15 protein-coding genes are annotated in these 17,872 nt (G+C 45.1%); 11 read left to right on the forward strand and 4 right to left on the reverse strand.

Annotation, left to right across the window (positions count from 1 at the left end):
* Positions 1 to 36: 36 nt before the first annotated feature.
* Positions 37 to 2,067 carry a putative porin gene (locus GWO68_RS01010; protein WP_162344532.1) on the reverse strand — a complete coding sequence of 677 codons (2,031 nt, stop codon included), beginning with the start codon at positions 2,065 to 2,067 and terminating at the stop codon, positions 37 to 39.
* Positions 2,068 to 2,122: 55 nt separating this feature from the next.
* A complete protein-coding gene (lpxK, locus tag GWO68_RS01015) occupies positions 2,123 to 3,166 on the reverse strand; it encodes a tetraacyldisaccharide 4'-kinase (RefSeq protein WP_162344533.1) in 1,044 nt (347 codons plus the stop codon).
* A 77-nt stretch (positions 3,167 to 3,243) separates the two neighbouring features.
* Here lpxK and GWO68_RS01020 point away from each other — a divergent pair, with 77 nt between their 5' ends.
* The 11 genes from GWO68_RS01020 (at position 3,244) to groL (ending at position 15,371) form a co-directional block, all read left to right on the forward strand.
* Positions 3,244 to 4,344: a Nif3-like dinuclear metal center hexameric protein gene (locus tag GWO68_RS01020; RefSeq protein ID WP_162344534.1), complete on the forward strand. Its 1,101-nt coding sequence runs from the start codon at positions 3,244 to 3,246 to the stop codon at positions 4,342 to 4,344.
* Between the two features lie 3 nt (positions 4,345 to 4,347).
* Positions 4,348 to 5,079 carry a zinc ribbon domain-containing protein gene (locus GWO68_RS01025; protein ID WP_162344535.1) on the forward strand — a complete coding sequence of 244 codons (732 nt, stop codon included), beginning with the start codon at positions 4,348 to 4,350 and terminating at the stop codon, positions 5,077 to 5,079.
* Positions 5,080 to 5,125: 46 nt separating this feature from the next.
* A complete protein-coding gene (locus GWO68_RS01030; RefSeq protein ID WP_162344536.1) occupies positions 5,126 to 6,604 on the forward strand; it encodes a tetratricopeptide repeat protein in 1,479 nt (492 codons plus the stop codon).
* Positions 6,605 to 6,613: 9 nt separating this feature from the next.
* On the forward strand, positions 6,614 to 7,906 hold the full coding sequence (locus tag GWO68_RS01035) for an anthranilate synthase component I family protein (RefSeq protein WP_162344537.1): 1,293 nt from the start codon (positions 6,614 to 6,616) through the stop codon (positions 7,904 to 7,906).
* A 175-nt stretch (positions 7,907 to 8,081) separates the two neighbouring features.
* Positions 8,082 to 9,521, forward strand: coding sequence for a tRNA (N6-isopentenyl adenosine(37)-C2)-methylthiotransferase MiaB (gene miaB / locus GWO68_RS01040; protein WP_162344538.1), 1,440 nt, complete (start codon positions 8,082 to 8,084; stop codon positions 9,519 to 9,521).
* Between the two features lie 91 nt (positions 9,522 to 9,612).
* Positions 9,613 to 10,887 (forward strand): sigma-54 interaction domain-containing protein, encoded by a 1,275-nt coding sequence (locus tag GWO68_RS01045; RefSeq protein WP_162344539.1) that lies wholly within the window; start codon positions 9,613 to 9,615, stop codon positions 10,885 to 10,887.
* Positions 10,871 to 11,401, forward strand: a complete 531-nt coding sequence (lptE, locus tag GWO68_RS01050; RefSeq protein WP_162344540.1) for an LPS assembly lipoprotein LptE — start codon at positions 10,871 to 10,873, stop codon at positions 11,399 to 11,401. Before GWO68_RS01045 ends, lptE begins: the two co-directional genes overlap by 17 nt.
* 29 nt (positions 11,402 to 11,430) lie before the next feature.
* Positions 11,431 to 12,738 (forward strand): tetratricopeptide repeat protein, encoded by a 1,308-nt coding sequence (locus tag GWO68_RS01055; RefSeq protein WP_162344541.1) that lies wholly within the window; start codon positions 11,431 to 11,433, stop codon positions 12,736 to 12,738.
* Position 12,739: 1 nt separating this feature from the next.
* Positions 12,740 to 13,132 (forward strand): preprotein translocase subunit SecG, encoded by a 393-nt coding sequence (gene secG / locus GWO68_RS01060; RefSeq protein ID WP_162344542.1) that lies wholly within the window; start codon positions 12,740 to 12,742, stop codon positions 13,130 to 13,132.
* A 266-nt stretch (positions 13,133 to 13,398) separates the two neighbouring features.
* Positions 13,399 to 13,689, forward strand: a complete 291-nt coding sequence (groES, locus tag GWO68_RS01065; RefSeq protein ID WP_199111582.1) for a co-chaperone GroES — start codon at positions 13,399 to 13,401, stop codon at positions 13,687 to 13,689.
* Between the two features lie 41 nt (positions 13,690 to 13,730).
* Positions 13,731 to 15,371 (forward strand): chaperonin GroEL, encoded by a 1,641-nt coding sequence (gene groL, locus GWO68_RS01070; protein ID WP_162344543.1) that lies wholly within the window; start codon positions 13,731 to 13,733, stop codon positions 15,369 to 15,371.
* 299 nt (positions 15,372 to 15,670) lie between these two features.
* Here the strand turns inward: groL and GWO68_RS01075 are convergent, their stop codons facing one another.
* Both GWO68_RS01075 and GWO68_RS01080 read right to left on the reverse strand, forming a co-directional pair.
* Complete coding sequence (locus GWO68_RS01075) at positions 15,671 to 16,267, reverse strand: hypothetical protein (RefSeq protein ID WP_235941888.1); 597 nt, start codon at positions 16,265 to 16,267, stop codon at positions 15,671 to 15,673.
* Positions 16,268 to 16,454: 187 nt separating this feature from the next.
* Entirely contained in the window at positions 16,455 to 17,867 is a 1,413-nt protein-coding gene (locus GWO68_RS01080) for a peptide MFS transporter (protein ID WP_162344544.1), read from the reverse strand.
* Positions 17,868 to 17,872 lie beyond the last annotated feature (5 nt).

The following is a 17,872-nucleotide window of genomic DNA, read 5'->3' on the forward strand; positions in this document are numbered from 1 at the left end:
CAATAAAGCAATTTAACCATTTAACAATTAAAGAAATCAATCAAAGAACATCCATTTAACACCAAAGGTAAAGCTCCGGCGCAGCCCCGGGTAACCAGGCGTCTCGAAGTAGCCAGGCTCCCACAGGTCGTAGTTGGCATGGGCCATTTTTACGAAAACATTCACGGTTTTAATATCTGCCGTCAGGAAAACATCAAACACCGGGTACGTTTTAGTAAGCAGGTCGTTTTGCAGGTAAAACTGCTGCGTTACAGGCATGTAAGCATCGGCATAATACCCTTTCGGCAAATACATTTCTACGCCCAACTGTCCATAAAGCGCCTTTTTAAAGATGTGCCCCTGATAGTATAGTTTAGAGTTTACCAGCCACTCCGGCACACATATGGCTGTAGCTTTGTCGGTATTAGTATAGTTTATGAAGTTCTCGAAATGGAAGCCTCCGAAGCGGAGATGGTTTACAAACTGTGCTTCCAGTAATTGCTGATTGGCGCTGATCTGCATTGGCTCGGCATCAAAACCATATACTATAAGCCTGCTGATGTTGGTATATGCACCACTTAAACGCAGGTGTAAACGATCTGAGAATTGCAAACGTAACGTAGCCCGGCTCTGGTCGGTTATGGTTGTCTTAAAGTCATTATTCCATTCAAAATGGTTGCTGAGGTAGCTTTGCTCCACCAGCGTTGGTGACTGACGAATGCGTGTCTGCGACAACTCCAGGCCTTTAAATCGTGCGGCCGCATGTAATCTATAGTTATCTACGAGTTGGTATTCCCCCTCCCCGAAAAGCAGGTACTTATCAAGGTAGTTCAGGCGCACCTGGCCACCTACAAATACCTGGTTTTCTGTAACAGCCCCTGAAACAATACGGCCTACAGCAGTCGTGTCCGGGTTAATGGTTTCGATGGCGCTATAGTTTAACTTTCCGTTGCGCTGTTTGATGTATGCCTTGTAGTAAGAAATTTTGGTATTTCCGGTCAGTCCAAATTCATTCTCAAATTCGTGGTACTCGGTTTTGTCTTTGGTGCGGGCGTTGCTATAGATGGCGCGTGGGTAAAAGTCCAGGGCACCGTTTTCATCTACAGGCAGGTCATTGTCTTCGTAGGTAGTATTCTGGCTTCGCCAGTCGAAACGGTGATAGGCTTTCAGATTTTCGCCGGCAATTTTAAGCATGTGCAGCAAGTGGTAATTATGCCGCATTTCAGTGGTTGCTGCCTGGCTCAAATAAACCAGGTCGTTCTCATACCTGAAAAGGCTATCCGGGGTGTCGCCTTCACCGGGTTTTACACCACCTGTCTCAATCTGCTCGTGGTTTAAGTGGGTATAGTTGGCAAACAGGTTATACCTGTCTTTCTCAGAACGGTAATGAGTAAACGCCTTTACTGCCTGGTTATCTATCAGACCGTCATCCCGCAAATTAGTAGACCCGATCTGCTTGTCGGCCCCTATGATCTGGTAAGCAACACCAAAATTGAAGCGTTTGGTAATGTTACGGGCATAAATGGCTTCAAAGATCTGTTCGCCCCGCTGGCCCTGCACATAGTATAAATGCGAATAAGGCGACCGTGTATCGAAATAATTTATGTTATCAGGATTGTAAGCATAGCGGTCGAAGGCATTTTTGCCCAGCCTCACACCAATGCGCGTCGGCAGTTTATAAAGCAGGGGTTGCGATGCAGTACCAATATTGCCCAGGTGCTGGTAGAAAGCCGTGTCCTGGAACCAGTAGCGCTGGTTTTGTATATTCTGGATGGTTGTATCGATGCGCTGCTCCCGGTGGCGGCCTTCCAGCACATCGTTTTCATATAGTTGCAGCGTGGTTTTGGGGCCATACAGGGCTTTGGTTGTATCATCCAGTATGCTTCCCGGCCTTTTTGCCCGCGTGGTATCCTGTTGTTGTTGCTGCTGGTTGCGGTTGGGTTGTTGCTGTTGGTTGGTTTGTGGTCTTGCCTGCCCTGGTTTAGAGCGCGAGGGCAGTTGTTGCCTGTCACGTACCTGGCCAAACGAAGCCGTAGTTACGAGCAGCGCCAGTAGAAACAGAAGTATCGGAATGCTTTTAATTCTCACAGTTCAAAATTAGTGTTTTTATCACAACAAACAGCTGCAAAAGCAGGAAATGGTATTATCTGGTAAAGCTATGTACGTGCTCCAGTATCAAGTTATTAAACGCATCACCGTCTTTCAGGAAATACACTTCAATTGGTATGTAAAAAATCGGTAGCGAACGGCTATAGTTTTGCAGGGTGCCATCCATCAGTTTTACAGCATCTTTCCGGGTAGTCAGGATAATGGCATCTTCTTTTTCATCCTTTAATACGGTTTGCAGTTGTTGCATGTCCTGTGTGGTATACGCATAATGGTCCGGGTATTCCAGGTGCTTCACTATCCGGAATTGGTGCGCTTTCAGGTAAGATTTAAGCGGTTTGGCATTAGCTATACCTGTAAGTAAAATTACATGTTTACTTAGCGGTTTCGGCGTACCAATAGCTACAAACTGCCCGTACCGTAAACCAGTAAAAAATATAGGTGCATCGTGGCGGCTATACTTCTGTATCTGCTTAATTATAATTTGCATTTCGGAAGCCTGCATGGTAGCGGCGCACTTGCTTACAATTATAGCATCTGCGCGCTCGGCTCCCGATTTTGGCTCGCGCAGTAACCCAGCCGGCAACATATGGTCTTTATAAAACAACCGGTTATAGTCTGTAATAAGCAAATTTAGGGAGGGTTGTATGGCCCGGTGCTGCATGGCGTCATCCAAAACTATAATTTCCGGTGGTGGGTTGAGTTTAAGCAGCTGCTCCACTCCTTCTACTCTTTGCTCACAAACACTAACGCTTACTTCCGGAAAGTCTGTATGATACTGGTAAGGCTCGTCGCCTATAGTTGCAGCAGTGGCATTGCCGGCGGCGAGTACAAAACCTTTGGTAGTTCGTTTATAGCCACGGCTCAGCGTTGCCACTTTATAAGTATGCAGCAACCGCAACAAATACTCTACATGAGGAGTTTTGCCAGTGCCGCCTACCGTTAAATTACCTACCGCTATTACCGGTAAATTAAATTTACGCGATGACAGCAACCTGTTATCATAGGCTTTATTACGGATTGACGTAATACCTCCGTATAACGCAGCAAAAGGCCAGAGCAACAGTTTCAGTTTATCCATGTATGTTTGTATCGGAAGCAAATTTAAAATTAATTTTAACCACCTGACCAAGGCAGTCTAAATTATACCTATAAACGATGCCACAGCTAAAAGATATAGTGCGGGTTTTAGAGCAATATGCCCCGCTCGCATACCAGGAAAGTTACGACAATGCCGGCCTGCAAACCGGTAACCTGACAGATGACGTAACCGGCGTTTTAATTTGCCTCGATTGCACTGAGGCCGTACTGGAGGAAGCTATAGTTAAAGGCTGCAACCTGGTAGTGGCGCATCATCCGGTTATATTTAAAGGCATTAAATCGCTTACCGGTAAAAATTATGTAGAGCGAACTATAGTTAAAGCCATTCAAAACAACATTGCCATTTACGCCTCCCACACCAACCTGGATAGTGTACACAATGGTGTAAATGCCAAAATTGCTGAAAAACTGGAGCTACAGAAGGTAAAGGTCTTATCAAAAAAACCACACACCTTAATGCAGCTTGCTTTTTTTGTGCCTGTTGATGATACCGAAAGCGTTTTGAAAGCAGTGCATGAAGCCGGCGCCGGACAGATTGGCGAATACAGCGACTGCAGTTTCCAGGTACAGGGAACAGGCCGCTTTACACCATCCGAAAACGCTGACCCAACTATAGGTGAGAGAGGTAAACCGGAACAGGTACAGGAGAACCGGATTGAAGTTGTTTTCCCGGCCTTTAAGCAGCACAGGATAATGGATGCATTATTAAAAGTACACCCTTACGAAGAAGTAGCCCATTACCTGACTATACTGGAGAACCCAAACCAGGAAGTAGGCATTGGCATGATCGGCGAACTGAAAGATGAATTAACGGAAGAAAAATTCCTGGGCTATCTGAAAGCTAAAATGAAACTGCAGGGCCTGCGCTATACTTCTGTAGGATCAAAAACTATAAAAAAAGTAGCTGTGTGCGGTGGTTCCGGCAGTTTCCTGATAAAAGATGCCATACGCGCTGGTGCTGATGCTTTTGTGACCGGCGACGTTAAATATCACGAGTTTTTTGATGCCGAAGGCCAGCTAATGATCGCCGATATTGGCCATTACGAAAGCGAAGTATATACAAAGGAGATTTTTTATGATACTATATCAAAAAACTTTCCTAATTTTGCAGTCTATTTATCAGAAATAAACACAAACCCTATCAGATACACCTATTAATACATGGAAAGTACGGTAGCCAGCAAATTGGAAGCATTACTAAAGCTTCAGAGCATCGATTCGCAGCTTGATGAAATTAGACGCGTAAGGGGTGATTTACCCGAAGAGGTTCAGGACCTTGAAGATGAGATTGAAGGCTATGAGGTTCGTGTTCGTAAGTTTGATGACGAAGTTGCAGCCCTGAACGATGCCATCGCACAGCGCAAGCAAGCCATCAAAGACTCAGAGTCACTTATCCGTAAGTATGAAGACCAGCAGCAGAACGTGCGTAACAACCGCGAGTACGATGCTATCACAAAAGAGATAGAACTGCAGAAACTGGAAATTCAGGTTTCAGAGAAAAAGATCAGAGAAGCACATTACCAGATCGAACAGAAAATCGCTGAAATCGAAGGTACAAAGCACCGCCTGGAAGAGCGTCGTAAAGACCTTGACAACAAGAAGCACGAGCTGGACCAGATCGTTTCTGAAAGCGAGGAAGAAGAAAACAAACTATCAACTGAGCGCGAAACTGCTTCGCATGACATTGAAGAGCGCCTGCTTTCTGCTTACAACCGTATCCGCAAAAACGTGCGTAACGGCCTTGCAGTAGTACAGGTGAAGCGTGATGCATGTGGTGGTTGCTTTAACACTGTTCCGCCACAACGCCAGGCTGACATTGCCGCTCAGAAGAAAGTTATCGTTTGCGAGCACTGTGGCCGTATTCTGGCTGGTGTAGAGCAGCGTGTATTCTAATTGAGAAACATTGCGCGTTAATCGCACACATACTATAATTAAAAGGATGGCTCAATACCATCCTTTTTTTTTGTTGCTGCCGGCTATAGTTTGCCTGTACCTGCCCTGCTACGCTGTTTCTAATTTAACCGCTCCCCTATCCAAAGCATACTCCGAAACCCTGAAGCTGAAGATAGTAACCGGAAGGGCCATACTACAGAAAGAAGCAAAACAGGACCCTGAAAATGCGGTAACGCTGCTTTTCTCTAACTATACCGATTTTATGGAAGTCTGTACAAAGCAGGATAAAGCGGAAGTTGAAAAGCTGATTAACCGGCAGGAAGCCCGACTGGGAAGGCTGGATAAATGGAAAGAGAAGTCTGTTTGGGTAAACTATGCAAAAGCGGAAATAAGGGCACAGCTGGCTATGAGCGAACTGTTATTTGGCAACCGCGTTTCCGCCGCCTGGGATTTCAGGAAAGCCTATCTGCAGTTTAAAGCAAACGAAACACAGTACCCCGATTTTATACCGAACCGCAAAACCCTGGGTGTCATGCAGGTGCTTCTAGGATCTGTACCCAACGAATACAAGTGGTTTCTGAACATTATAGGGCTGGGCGGGAATACGGCCGCAGGTTTGGCCAATTTAAAAAGAGCTTCTCAGGAGCCAACTATCTTCCAGAACGAAGCCAGGCTATTGCATGCCCTGTTACTGCAACTACTGGATGAAGACAATGCTGCTTCCACGCTTCCACAAATATCGGCCCTCGTCAAACAGCAACCCGATAACCTGCTCTATAGTTTTGTTGCCATCGTTTTACATAAAAAGGCAAAATTAGCGGATACGGCCCTGCAGTATTATATTAAAAGACCGACCGGCACTACCTATAGTTCTTTTCCGTACCTGCACCATATGGCAGCAGACCTGTACCTTTACCGGGGCAACTACGAGGCATCTATAAAAGAGAACCGAACTTTTCTGGAGCAACACAAAGGCGAGCATTACCTGAAAGCGGCTAACTATAAATTGTACCTGGCTTATTGGCTCAGCAATCATCCGACGCAGGCTAAATGGCATTACCAGCAGGTTACCCAGGTTGGTGCCGACCTTACAGAAGAAGATAAGTATGCTCTAAACATTTTTAGCCGCAGCGAGCTGCCAAATAAATACCTTCTTTTAGCACGCCTGCACTCTGATGGGGGCTTTTATGAACAGGCTCTACTGGAAGTAAATAAGCTGGAGCTAACCAAAGACACTCCGCTGCCGGTGCGTGCAGAGTATTATTACCGCAAGGCGCGCATCTATCATGGTTTGCAGCAAACGGCGCAGGCTATAAAATACTACGAGGCAACTATAACTACCTGCCAGGATGAGCCTTTGTACTTCTCAGCGCATGCAGCACTCCAGTTAGGTTATCTTTATCAGCAACAAAAGAAATACGATCTGGCCAGGGGCTGGTACCAAAAAGCGCTTAACTATAGCAACCATGCCTATAAAAATAGCATCCAGGCAAAAGCAAAGCTGGCACTATCCACACTTCCATAGTTACCACCCATGCCAACTCTCGACATAAACTATACTGAACTTCCCATTTCCCCGGAACAATTACGCTTACAGGCGCTTGCATGGGCCAATACGTTTCCGCTTGCAGCTTATTACTACGATCATGCCATACCCTATCCGCATCAGGGGTTTAAGCATGTTCTGGCTGTTTCGGGCGCGGCCTCTCTGGATTTTAATTCTGAAAACCCGTTTCAAAGCCTGCGCCAACAGTTGAAAAGCGAACAAATGCTGTGTGGTTACCTGGCATATGACCTGAAAAACTATATCGAGAAACTGGATAGCTACAACCATGACGGCCTGGGCTTCCCTTCTATAGTTTTCTTTGTTCCGGAAATCATTTTATACTTTAATGAAGTAAGTATAACTATAGAATACTCAGATGATTATACTGAGGACATACTGGAAACTATACTGGCTACTCAGGCGGCAACGGCAGCAAAACCGAAGGGCTTAGCAATGCAGCAACGGGTATCTAAGAATCAATATGTAGCACAGGTAGAAAAAGTAAGGCAGCACATACAGGAGGGCGACGTGTATGAGTTAAATTACTGCATGGAGTTTTTTGCCGAAGACGTAACCATAGAACCGTTGCCACTATACCTGGCCTTGTCTGAAGCTTCTCCAACACCATTTTCGGGGTACCTGAAGTTCAACGATAATTACCTGCTGTGCGCATCGCCAGAGCGTTTCCTGAAAAAAGAGGGATCAACTATAGTTTCTCAGCCCATAAAAGGAACTATAAAGCGTGGCGCAACCGCTAAGGAGGACGAGCAACTACGCCTGCAACTTCGCAACGACGAAAAAGAACTGGCTGAGAACATGATGATCGTGGACCTGGTGCGCAACGACCTGAGCCGCTCCTGCGCTACGGGCACCGTTAAAGTAGAGGAAATGTTCGGCACCTATGGGTTTAGGCAGGTATGGCAGATGATCTCTACTATAACCGGAACTATAAAACCGGACAAAGACCTGGTTGATGTATTGCTGGGAGCTTTCCCGATGGGTAGCATGACGGGTGCACCCAAGATTAGCGCCATGAAGTTAATTGAAGAACTGGAAACAACTAAACGCGGTCTTTACTCAGGTGCCTTCGGTTACATTACACCCACCCAGGACTGCGATTTTAACGTCGTTATCAGGAGTATACAATATAATGCCAGCAAACAATACCTGAACTTTATGGTTGGCAGTGCCATCACTTACGACTCCGATCCTGAACGCGAATACGAAGAATGTTTGTTAAAAGCCCAGGCGATGATGAATGTTTTAATGAGTAAAGAGTAATGAGTAATGAAGAATGATTAATGAACGCAGGTTGCGAAGTTTCTTGCTTTGGCTAATGAAGCTCAGGACCTTAACTAATCATTACTCCTTAATCATTATTAATTAATTCTCCCTGCCATTCTGTCACGGTTTTAAAACGGAATGTAGTATATTTGTAGCTCAAAGAGTTTTTAGCATGAATCCAATCCTTGATCTTGACTTTATAGATAATCGCACACCGGAGCAGGCAACTGCTGCGCCTTCCTGTGATACGCACGTTACGAAAGAAAATAACACGGGCCGCTCCCGCAAACTTTACATCGAAAGCTATGGTTGCGCCATGAACTTCTCGGATAGCGAGATCGTGTCGTCGATTATGTTTGAGCAGGGTTTTGATACCACTGCCGATATTGCGCAGGCTGATCTTGTGTTCCTGAATACCTGCTCTATCCGGGAGAAAGCCGAACAGACCGTGCGTAACCGCTTAGGCCAGATCAACCATTTCAAGAAGAAGAAACCGGCAATGATGGTTGGTATTCTGGGTTGTATGGCTGAGCGCCTGAAGAAGTCGTTGCTGGAAGAAGAAAAGATCGTAGACCTGGTAGTTGGCCCAGATGCCTACCGCGACCTGCCAAACCTGATTAATGAAGTGGATGGTGGTCAGAAAGCGGTGAACGTACTGCTTTCACGTGAGGAAACGTATGCCGACATTAACCCTATCCGTTTGAACAGCAACGGAGTAAGTGCCTTTATATCGATCATGCGTGGTTGTGATAACATGTGCTCGTTCTGCGTGGTACCGTTTACCCGTGGCCGTGAGCGTTCACGCGATGCACATTCTATAGTTCGCGAAGCAGAAGCCCTGGTTGCACAAGGTTATAAAGAAGTAACGCTGCTGGGCCAGAACGTGGACTCCTATAAATGGGCTTCGGAAGATGGAACAGAATCAGTGAACTTCGCACAATTGTTGGAAATGGTGGCCTTATTGTCTCCTGACTTGCGTGTTCGCTTCTCTACTTCGCACCCGAAAGATATTACCGATGAAGTGCTTTATACTATGAAGAAGTACGACAACATCTGTAAATACATACACCTGCCAGCACAAAGCGGTAACTCGCGCGTGCTGGAACTGATGAACCGTACCTACGACCGCGACTGGTATATAAACCGTGTAGATGCCATTCGTGCAATTCTGGGCGAAGACTGCGGTATTTCTTCTGATATGATCGCTGGTTTCTGTACCGAGACCGAAGAAGAGCACCAGGACACCTTGAGCCTGATGGATTATGTACAGTATGACTACTCGTACATGTTCTTTTATTCAGAGCGTCCGGGTACACTAGCAGCCCGCAAACTGGAAGACGATATTCCGCTGGAAGTGAAGAAACGCCGCCTAGACGAGATCATTAACAAACAACGCGAAACATCCCTGGCCCGCAACAAGCGCGATATTGGTAAGGTGCATAAGGTGTTAGTAGAAGGACCATCCAAGAAATCAGAAGACCAACTGAGTGGCCGCAACGACCAGAATAAAGTAGTGATCTTCTACAAGAAACATTACAAAAAAGGCGACTACGTGAACGTGCTGGTACACGACTGCAGCGTAGGTACCCTGTTCGGGGAAGCGGTGGATTAGATTTGGAGATTTGGAGATGTGGAGATTTGAAAAAGTCTTCACATGATTCATCTTCAAATTTCCAACTCATCTAATCTTCAAATCTAAAAAAATGCGCAACATCGATATTCAAAGTATAAAACAGCGATTTGGGATCATTGGTAACTCGCCATTGCTGAACCATGCTATACAAATAGCCGCGCAGGTAGCTCCTACCGAAATGACGGTGCTGATAACAGGCGAAAGCGGTAGCGGTAAAGAATCTTTCTCTAAGATCATTCATCAGCTGAGCCCGCGCAAACATGGTCAGTTTATAGCTATTAACTGTGGCGCCATACCCGAAGGAACTATAGATTCTGAACTTTTCGGTCACGAAAAAGGGTCTTTTACGGGTGCGCACGATACACGCAAAGGTTATTTTGAAGTTACGGATGGTGGCACTATTTTCCTGGATGAGATAGGTGAAATGCCTCTTGGGACGCAGGCCCGCCTGCTGCGCGTACTGGAAAACGGTGAGTTTATAAAAGTAGGCTCGTCTAAAGTACAGAAAACAGATGTGCGCGTGGTGGCTGCTACCAACGTAAATCTGCTTAATGCGGTAGAAAAAGGCCGTTTTAGAGAAGACCTATACTATAGATTAAATACTGTTCCGATTACAGTGCCGGCTTTGCGCGAGCGCGGTGAAGATATTTATTTGCTGTTCCGGAAGTTTGCCAGCGATTTTTCGGAGAAGTATCGGGTAAAACCGATAACGCTAACACCGGAGGCAATTCATGTATTGCTTGATTTCCGATTTCCGGGTAACATACGCCAGCTTAAAAATATTGTAGAGCAGATATCAGTTTTGGAGTACGAGCGCGAGATTGATGCCGAGACAATGAAACGTTATTTGCCGCGTGAGCAGGCCAGCCATGTGCCTGCTTTGCTGCAAAGCGAAAAGGCAGCCGACCAGCCATTCTCGGAACGTGATATACTTTACAAAGTGCTGTTTGATATGCGCCGCGACGTATCGGACCTGAAAAAGCTGGTTTTTGAAATGCTGACACAGCAGCCCGTTGAAACCGACCTGTTAAAAGAGCACAGCCATCTTTTCGAAAACATCGGTGGTCATTACGAAGCCGCGCGTCCGTACCCTTCGCAAGAGCAGATGGATGGCTTTTACCTGCCTATGAAGCAGGCACAGCCGCATGAGTACGAAGATCAAAAAATAGAAGACATCCAACACGAAAATGCCGAAGAAAGCCTATCTTTAGAAGATAAGGAAAAGGAACTGATCGTGAAAGCGCTTAAAAAGCACAACAACAAGCGCAAATACGCTGCCCAGGATCTTGGCATATCCGAACGAACACTGTACAGAAAACTGAAACAGTATGAAATTGAAGAATAGCTTACTTAAAAATTATATGTTGGCCCTGCTTTCGCTGCTTTTTATAGTTAGCGGCTGCGGTGTTTATTCTTTTACCGGCACTACTATTTCCCCGGATATCAAAACTATTTCTATCCAGAACTTTGAGAACCCGACCGGTGAAGGCCCGGCTAACTTAACACAGCTGGTTACCAACAATTTCAAGAATTATTACCGCCGTAACACCAACCTTACCCTTTTGCAACAGGAAGGCGACCTGCAACTGGAGGGCCAGATTGTGAGCTTTACTGTTTCGCCGGCTGCCATACAACGCGATGGGGAAATAGACCGTGCTGCCTTAAACCGCCTTACATTGGGCGTACAGGTGCGCTTCACCAATACTAAGAACCCGGATGAAAGCTTCGACCAGTTATTCTCCATTTCCCAGGATTTCCCGGAAGATCAGGATGTAACACAGTTATCGCCAGCATTTATTGACCAGCTTACAGAGCGCCTGGTAACGGATGTGTTTAACAAAACAGTTGCAAACTGGTAAGTACAAGCCCTTTAAGTATAGCGCATACCATGAATAAATCAGCTTTTCTTGAACTGATACAGAAAGCGTCGAGCATTACGGACCAGCAAACAGCAGAACTAGAAAAGGTAGCACTTGCCTTCCCCTACTGCCAGACGGCCCATTTGCTCCTGGCTAAATCTGCTTACGACAAGGGAAGTATGCTCTCTACCCAGCGTTTGCGCCGCGCAGCCTCTTATGCAACCGACAGGCAACTGCTGAAACGGGTAATTTATACATCGCCGGCACCTGCGCCCGAGTTTGATGAAACTGCAGTAGAAGCTCCACAAACTATAGTTCCGGAAAATGAAGTAGCAACGATAGCGCAGCCTGATATTATTGTTGAGGAAACTATAGCCGCAGAGGAATCACCTGAAACTACAGTTACTACTCCTGCTGCGATTGAAGTGCCAACTATAGCAGATGCAACAGAAACAATAGGTAATGAACCTGCGGTTGATGAAGTAGAAAGTATCTCTGATGAAGAGCAGATAGAACACGACGCTGACACTATTGCAACTATAGTTACTAAACAACAGATTGCTACTTCGGATGATGAACTGAGCGACCTGTTAACTATTAGCAGCCTTAACTCCTCATTTACTGACCTGCTTTCGCAAGCGCCAGATGTTACTGCGCAAGCCGAGACAGTTGAAATGCCAGCCAGCGTAACTATAGTTAGTGAAACCGAAGCCGCCTTATTAGAACTTGAACAAGAACCTGAAACTATAGCCCAAGCTGAAACTATAGTTGTTGAGCCTACTTCACCGGCGGCTGCACTTCCAGAATTTGAGAAAGCGGAGGTTGTGGCTGAAACGAACCCGGAGGACGCCGAAGTAAACTATAACTTCAGCGAGATCGACCGCATGTACGCCGAAGATGCTTTGGGTTACTGGATGGGCTCCAGCAGAATGGGCGAAGTGCTGCAGCTAAAGAACGATTACACCCGACCAAAGCCTTACGCCTTCCATCCGGAACTGATACTGGAGTATAACAAGACCCACGAACTGGAGAAAGCCATTCAGCCTACGGCCAATATATTAAGTGAGCAACTCGATATTATAGACCAGTTCCTGAAACTGAACCCAAGGCTGAAAACCATGGCAAACTTTAAGCTGAAAGAAGAGCCGCAGGAAGACCTTTCGCTTAAAAGCTCTAAGATAAAGAAAGGCATGGCCTCCGAAAATCTGGCTAATATCTTCTTAAAGCAAGGGAAAGTTAAAAAAGCCATTAAAATATATGAGCAACTCATTTTGAAAAATCCGGAAAAAAAGAGTTACTTTGCTGAACAGATAGAAAAATTACAAAACATAAACTAAGATGTACATCGCCCTTATCAGTATTATCGTTTTCATTTGCGTGTTGCTTATTTTGGTTGTGCTAGCACAAAATCCTAAAGGAGGCGGGCTATCAAGCCAGTTTGGCGGCAGCACCAGCCAGTTAATGGGTGTAAAACGTACTGGTGACCTTCTTGAAAAATTGACCTGGGGTTTTGCAATTGCCCTGGTAGTTTTAACACTGGCTACACATACCATGGTAGGTTCTTCAAACGAAACTACTGGTGCCAGAAGCATTAACGAAGAGCGTGCACGTCAGTCGCAGGTTCCGGGTGCTGCTCCTGCTACATTGCCAGGTTCAACAACAGATACAACTGCTGCCATACCAGATGCTGCCGATATTCCGGCCATGGTTGATACAGCAACTAAGAAATAACAGGAAACTATATTCCTACATTATAAGTAAGCCAACCTGCATAAGGTTGGCTTTTTTATTTCCGATGTCTGCCACTTACCTGTAGCGTTTCACCAAATTAGTTCCTGTGTCTGTCAGAAAATGACAAAATTGTCAGATGTGGCAGGTTGTAAGCCTGTAAAATTGGCTTAAACTATAGTTATAAGCGGCTTGGCACAGGAAATGATAAGTAAGCTATAGTTTCACAGTTTAATTTCAACTATAAAAACTAATAACAATAACAAACTATGTCAATCAGCATTAAACCATTAGCAGACAGAGTAATTGTAGCTCCTGCTGCAGCAGAAGAAAAAACGAAGTCTGGTATCATCATTCCGGACACTGCTAAAGAAAAACCACAACGTGGTGAGGTAGTAGCCGTTGGCGAAGGCAAAGTATCTGAGCAAGGTACCTTAATGCAGCCACAAGTTAAAGTAGGCGACCAGGTGTTGTATGGCAAGTATGCCGGTACTGAGATCTCAATTGATGGCGGTGATTACCTAATCATGCGCGAGTCAGATATCCTGGCAGTTCTTTAATCTAATCTAATCCGTTAAACTAAAACAGATCATATATAACTATGGCTAAGAACATCACATTTGATGCCGACGCACGTGGCAAAATTAAAGCCGGTGTAGACAAACTGGCGAATGCTGTAAAAGTTACTTTGGGTCCTAAAGGCCGTAACGTAATCATTGACAAGAAATTTGGTGCACCTACTATTACCAAGGATGGTGTTTCGGTTGCAAAAGAGATCGAACTGAAAGACGCTATCGAGAACATGGGTGCGCAGTTAGTAAAAGAAGTTGCTTCTAAAACTGCTGACCAGGCTGGTGATGGTACTACTACTGCAACTGTACTGGCTCAGGCTATTTACACTGCCGGTATCAAGAACGTAGCAGCTGGTGCTAACCCAATGGACCTGAAACGCGGTATCGACAAAGCGGTTGACGTAGTAGTTGAGAACCTGCGCGCGCAGTCTAAAAAGATCGAGAACTCATCTGAAATTGCTCAGGTAGGTACAATCTCTGCCAACAACGATGCTGAGATCGGTAAAATGATTGCTGATGCAATGGATAAAGTTGGTAAAGACGGTGTAATTACTGTTGAAGAAGCAAAAGGTACTGAAACAGAAGTTAAAACTGTAGAAGGTATGCAGTTTGACCGTGGTTACCTGTCTCCATACTTCGTTACAAACGCGGAGAAAATGGAAGCTGACTTTGATAACCCGTTCATCCTGATCTATGACAAGAAAGTTTCTACTATGAAGGAGCTTCTGCCGGTATTAGAGCAGGTTGTTCAGACTGGTAAAGGCCTTGTTATAGTAGCAGAAGATGTAGACGGCGAAGCACTTGCTACCCTGGTAGTAAACAAACTGCGTGGCTCGCTTAAAATTGCTGCTGTTAAAGCTCCTGGCTTTGGCGATAGAAGAAAAGCTATGCTGGAAGATATAGCTATCCTGACTGGTGGTACTGTTATCTCTGAAGAGCGCGGTTACAAGTTAGAGAATGCTACCTTGGAGTATCTTGGTAAGGCTGAGAAAGTGATCATCGACAAAGACAACACTACTATCGTTAATGGTGGTGGACAGAAAGATGATATCGTAGCGCGTGTTAACCAGATCAAGTCTCAGATGGAATCTACTACGTCTGACTACGACAGAGAAAAACTTCAGGAGCGTTTAGCGAAGCTTTCTGGTGGTGTTGCCATCCTTTACATCGGTGCTTCTACGGAGGTTGAGATGAAAGAGAAGAAAGACCGCGTTGACGATGCATTGCACGCTACTCGTGCTGCCGTTGAAGAAGGTATCGTAGCTGGTGGTGGTGTTGCGCTTATCCGTGCTATCGCAGCGCTTGATAACGTAGACGTTTACAATGCTGACGAGCAGACTGGTGTTCAAATCATCAAAACTGCACTGGAGGCTCCACTTAGAACAATAGTTTCTAACGCAGGTGGCGAAGGTTCTGTAGTTGTTCAGGCGGTACGCGAAGGTAAAGCTGACTACGGTTACAACGCCCGTGATGACAAGTATGAGAACATGTTCGCAGCTGGTATCATCGATCCAACTAAGGTTACACGTCTTGCTTTAGAGAACGCTGCTTCTATCTCTGGTTTACTTCTTACTACAGAATGTGTAGTATCTGAAGAGCCAGCTGAAGAAGGTGCTCCTATGGGCGGCGGCATGCCAGGTGGCATGGGCGGTATGGGCGGCATGATGTAATCCGAACATTCCCATAGTATAAATTTAGAAGCCCTTGCAGCCAAAGTTGCAAGGGCTTTTTTGTTTTTGTCTGAATCAGGATTTACTGGATTTGAAAAGATATACAGGATTAGCCTGAACTATGATTTTTAAGATTAAGTGATTTTAGGATCAGGTATGTTTGATTAGAGTTAGAATGAAACTACAGGTTTTGGATGGATGATAAGATTCTATATAGTCTTTCTCAAGAAAGACACTCACAGGTCTGTAAGACGCTGTGAGGTCTTCACACCTTTCTAACTTTCAAACTTCCAAACATTCTAACTTTCTAACTCCCGAATAGCTATAGTTACATCATGTGGGGCTACTTCATCCCCGCCGAAGTATGGGTAAAGTTGGTAACCCTCTCCTTTTCCGTTACAGTTACGAGGCAGTTCAACCGTCTCTCCGTTCAGTTTAAAGATATACTTGTTATCTGCCAGTACGATCTCGTAAGTATAGGTTTTGTTTAGCTCCACCACTCCTAGCAGTTTCGATTGCCTTTCCTTGTTCCGGTAAGTATAGGCATGGATCTCCAGCTGATCATTAAACCAGCGCCAGCCAAAACGCACACTGTTCGTATGGTGGTCTGTATGACAATCGGCTACGCCGTATAGTTTATTAATGTCGGCCTGGTTTTCCTTTACAGCTGTTTCATACATAGCGGAAGCATTAAAGGTAGCTTCAAACTTAAGCGAGCTTACATTTCGGATCTGGAACGGAGCGTTTGAGTCGTGCTGTCCTTTTTTTATAGTATAAACTACAGGCTTAATTTCTTCTGGTACAGGAGCAGGCGTAACCGTAGCAGTCTGGCAGCCAGACAGGGCAATAACTGAAAGCACAGCCCATAGCTGCCACTTTCGGGATAAAGAAAACATGGGCTAAAAGTGTAAAGTTTTGGCTATAAGATAATTTTTAAAGTATAAGCAAATACATATATAAACACCTGATCGTTAAGCAACTACAGGCCAATAATGTGTCATCACAAAAATATAAATTTTATAACATAAAAAAGGCCCTGTTAAAAATAACAGGGCCTTTTTTAAAAATATTTGTTAATAAAGCTTAGCCGCGGCCGTGCATCATGTACATCAGTTTGCGGGTAAGTGCTATTAGTATCAAACCAGCCAGGATAACAAAACCGCCTATAGCAGAGAAAATGGTTAAGGCACCAAGTTCTTCTACATAAGAAGCAATGTAACCACCTGCAATCTGGGCCACGAACGGAGCCAGGAACCACACACCCATCAGCATCGATACCAGCGTAACTGGCGCCAGGCGCGTTACCATAGATAGGCCGATCGGAGAAAGGCAAAGCTCACCAATGGTATGGAAGAAGTATGTTGCCAGCAACCACAAAATGCTTGCCTTTACAGTTTCATCTTCAACGCCGCCGCGCTGCATAACAGCACCAACCATAAAGAAGAAACCAACACCCAGCAGGATCATACCCAGACCCATTTTGGTTGGAATACTAAGGTCTTTGCCACGTTTAGCTAAGTATAACCAAACCTGGGCCGTTAACGGAGCAAAAGCAACTATAAATAACGGGTTAACAGACTGGAACCAGGAAGTTGGTATAAGGTAACCGAAAACTTCACGATCAATGTACTTGTCAGTGTAAACAGTAAGGGAGCTACCAGCCTGCTCAAAACCAGCCCAGAAGAAGATCACAAATACAGAGATGATAAAGATAACTGATACGCGGTCGATCTCTTCTTTTGTAAGTTTGTCTTTCTTTACAGCTTCACCGGAAGAATTTGTCTCAGCTTTAACAGGCTTAAGGCCCAGATCACCAAGCAATTTAGGGCCAAGTGTGTTAAATACGATCTGGCCGATAACCATACCGATACCGGCAGCCAGGAAACCATACTGGAAACCATAGTTAGTTACCGTCTCCACACCATTTACTACTGCTTTGGTAGCAAAATAATCCTCGGCCAGGTAACCGCAAACTAACGGCGCGAAAAATGCACCGATGTTAATACCCATGTAAAAGATTGTGAACGCTGAGTCTCGACGCGGATCGCCTTGTGCGTACAGGTTACCAACTATTGAAGAAATATTCGGTTTAAAGAAACCATTACCGATGATTAACAGTAACAGCCCAAGGTAGGTCATCTCCACTCCTATATAAGGTGTCGAGAATAAACTGAACTGGCCAAGTGCCATCAGTACCCCACCAATCAGGATAGCACGGCGGTGACCAAGGAATTTATCAGCCAACCAACCGCCAATAATAGGCGTAAAATATACGAAGCCGGTAAAGTATCCGTAAATTAAAGCAGCGTCAGCCACACTATAGCCTAAACCACCTTCTAAGGCAGTTTTCGTAAGGTATAGCATTAAAAGGCCACGCATTCCGTAATAGCTGAAGCGCTCCCATAACTCTGTAAAGAATAACAGGTACAGCCCTTTCGGATGCTTTAGATTCTCTTTATCCACCGCAGCATCAGGGTGTTGTAGGTTAACAGACATAGATT

Origin of the sequence: Pontibacter fetidus (assembly GCF_010119545.1) — a bacterium.
Lineage (GTDB): Bacteria > Bacteroidota > Bacteroidia > Cytophagales > Hymenobacteraceae > Pontibacter > Pontibacter fetidus.

Bases quoted from the DNA above. Each gene is read 5' to 3' on its own strand.
- lpxK (WP_162344533.1), bottom strand. From the start codon at position 3,166: ATGGATAAACTGAAACTGTTGCTCTGGCCTTTTGCTGCGTTATACGGA.
- GWO68_RS01020 (WP_162344534.1), top strand. From the start codon at position 3,244: ATGCCACAGCTAAAAGATATAGTGCGGGTTTTAGAGCAATATGCCCCG.
- GWO68_RS01025 (WP_162344535.1), top strand. From the start codon at position 4,348: ATGGAAAGTACGGTAGCCAGCAAATTGGAAGCATTACTAAAGCTTCAG.
- GWO68_RS01030 (WP_162344536.1), top strand. From the start codon at position 5,126: ATGGCTCAATACCATCCTTTTTTTTTGTTGCTGCCGGCTATAGTTTGC.
- GWO68_RS01035 (WP_162344537.1), top strand. From the start codon at position 6,614: ATGCCAACTCTCGACATAAACTATACTGAACTTCCCATTTCCCCGGAA.
- miaB (WP_162344538.1), top strand. From the start codon at position 8,082: ATGAATCCAATCCTTGATCTTGACTTTATAGATAATCGCACACCGGAG.
- GWO68_RS01045 (WP_162344539.1), top strand. From the start codon at position 9,613: ATGCGCAACATCGATATTCAAAGTATAAAACAGCGATTTGGGATCATT.
- lptE (WP_162344540.1), top strand. From the start codon at position 10,871: ATGAAATTGAAGAATAGCTTACTTAAAAATTATATGTTGGCCCTGCTT.
- GWO68_RS01055 (WP_162344541.1), top strand. From the start codon at position 11,431: ATGAATAAATCAGCTTTTCTTGAACTGATACAGAAAGCGTCGAGCATT.
- secG (WP_162344542.1), top strand. From the start codon at position 12,740: ATGTACATCGCCCTTATCAGTATTATCGTTTTCATTTGCGTGTTGCTT.
- groES (WP_199111582.1), top strand. From the start codon at position 13,399: ATGTCAATCAGCATTAAACCATTAGCAGACAGAGTAATTGTAGCTCCT.
- groL (WP_162344543.1), top strand. From the start codon at position 13,731: ATGGCTAAGAACATCACATTTGATGCCGACGCACGTGGCAAAATTAAA.
- GWO68_RS01075 (WP_235941888.1), bottom strand. From the start codon at position 16,267: ATGTTTTCTTTATCCCGAAAGTGGCAGCTATGGGCTGTGCTTTCAGTT.
- GWO68_RS01080 (WP_162344544.1), bottom strand. From the start codon at position 17,867: ATGTCTGTTAACCTACAACACCCTGATGCTGCGGTGGATAAAGAGAAT.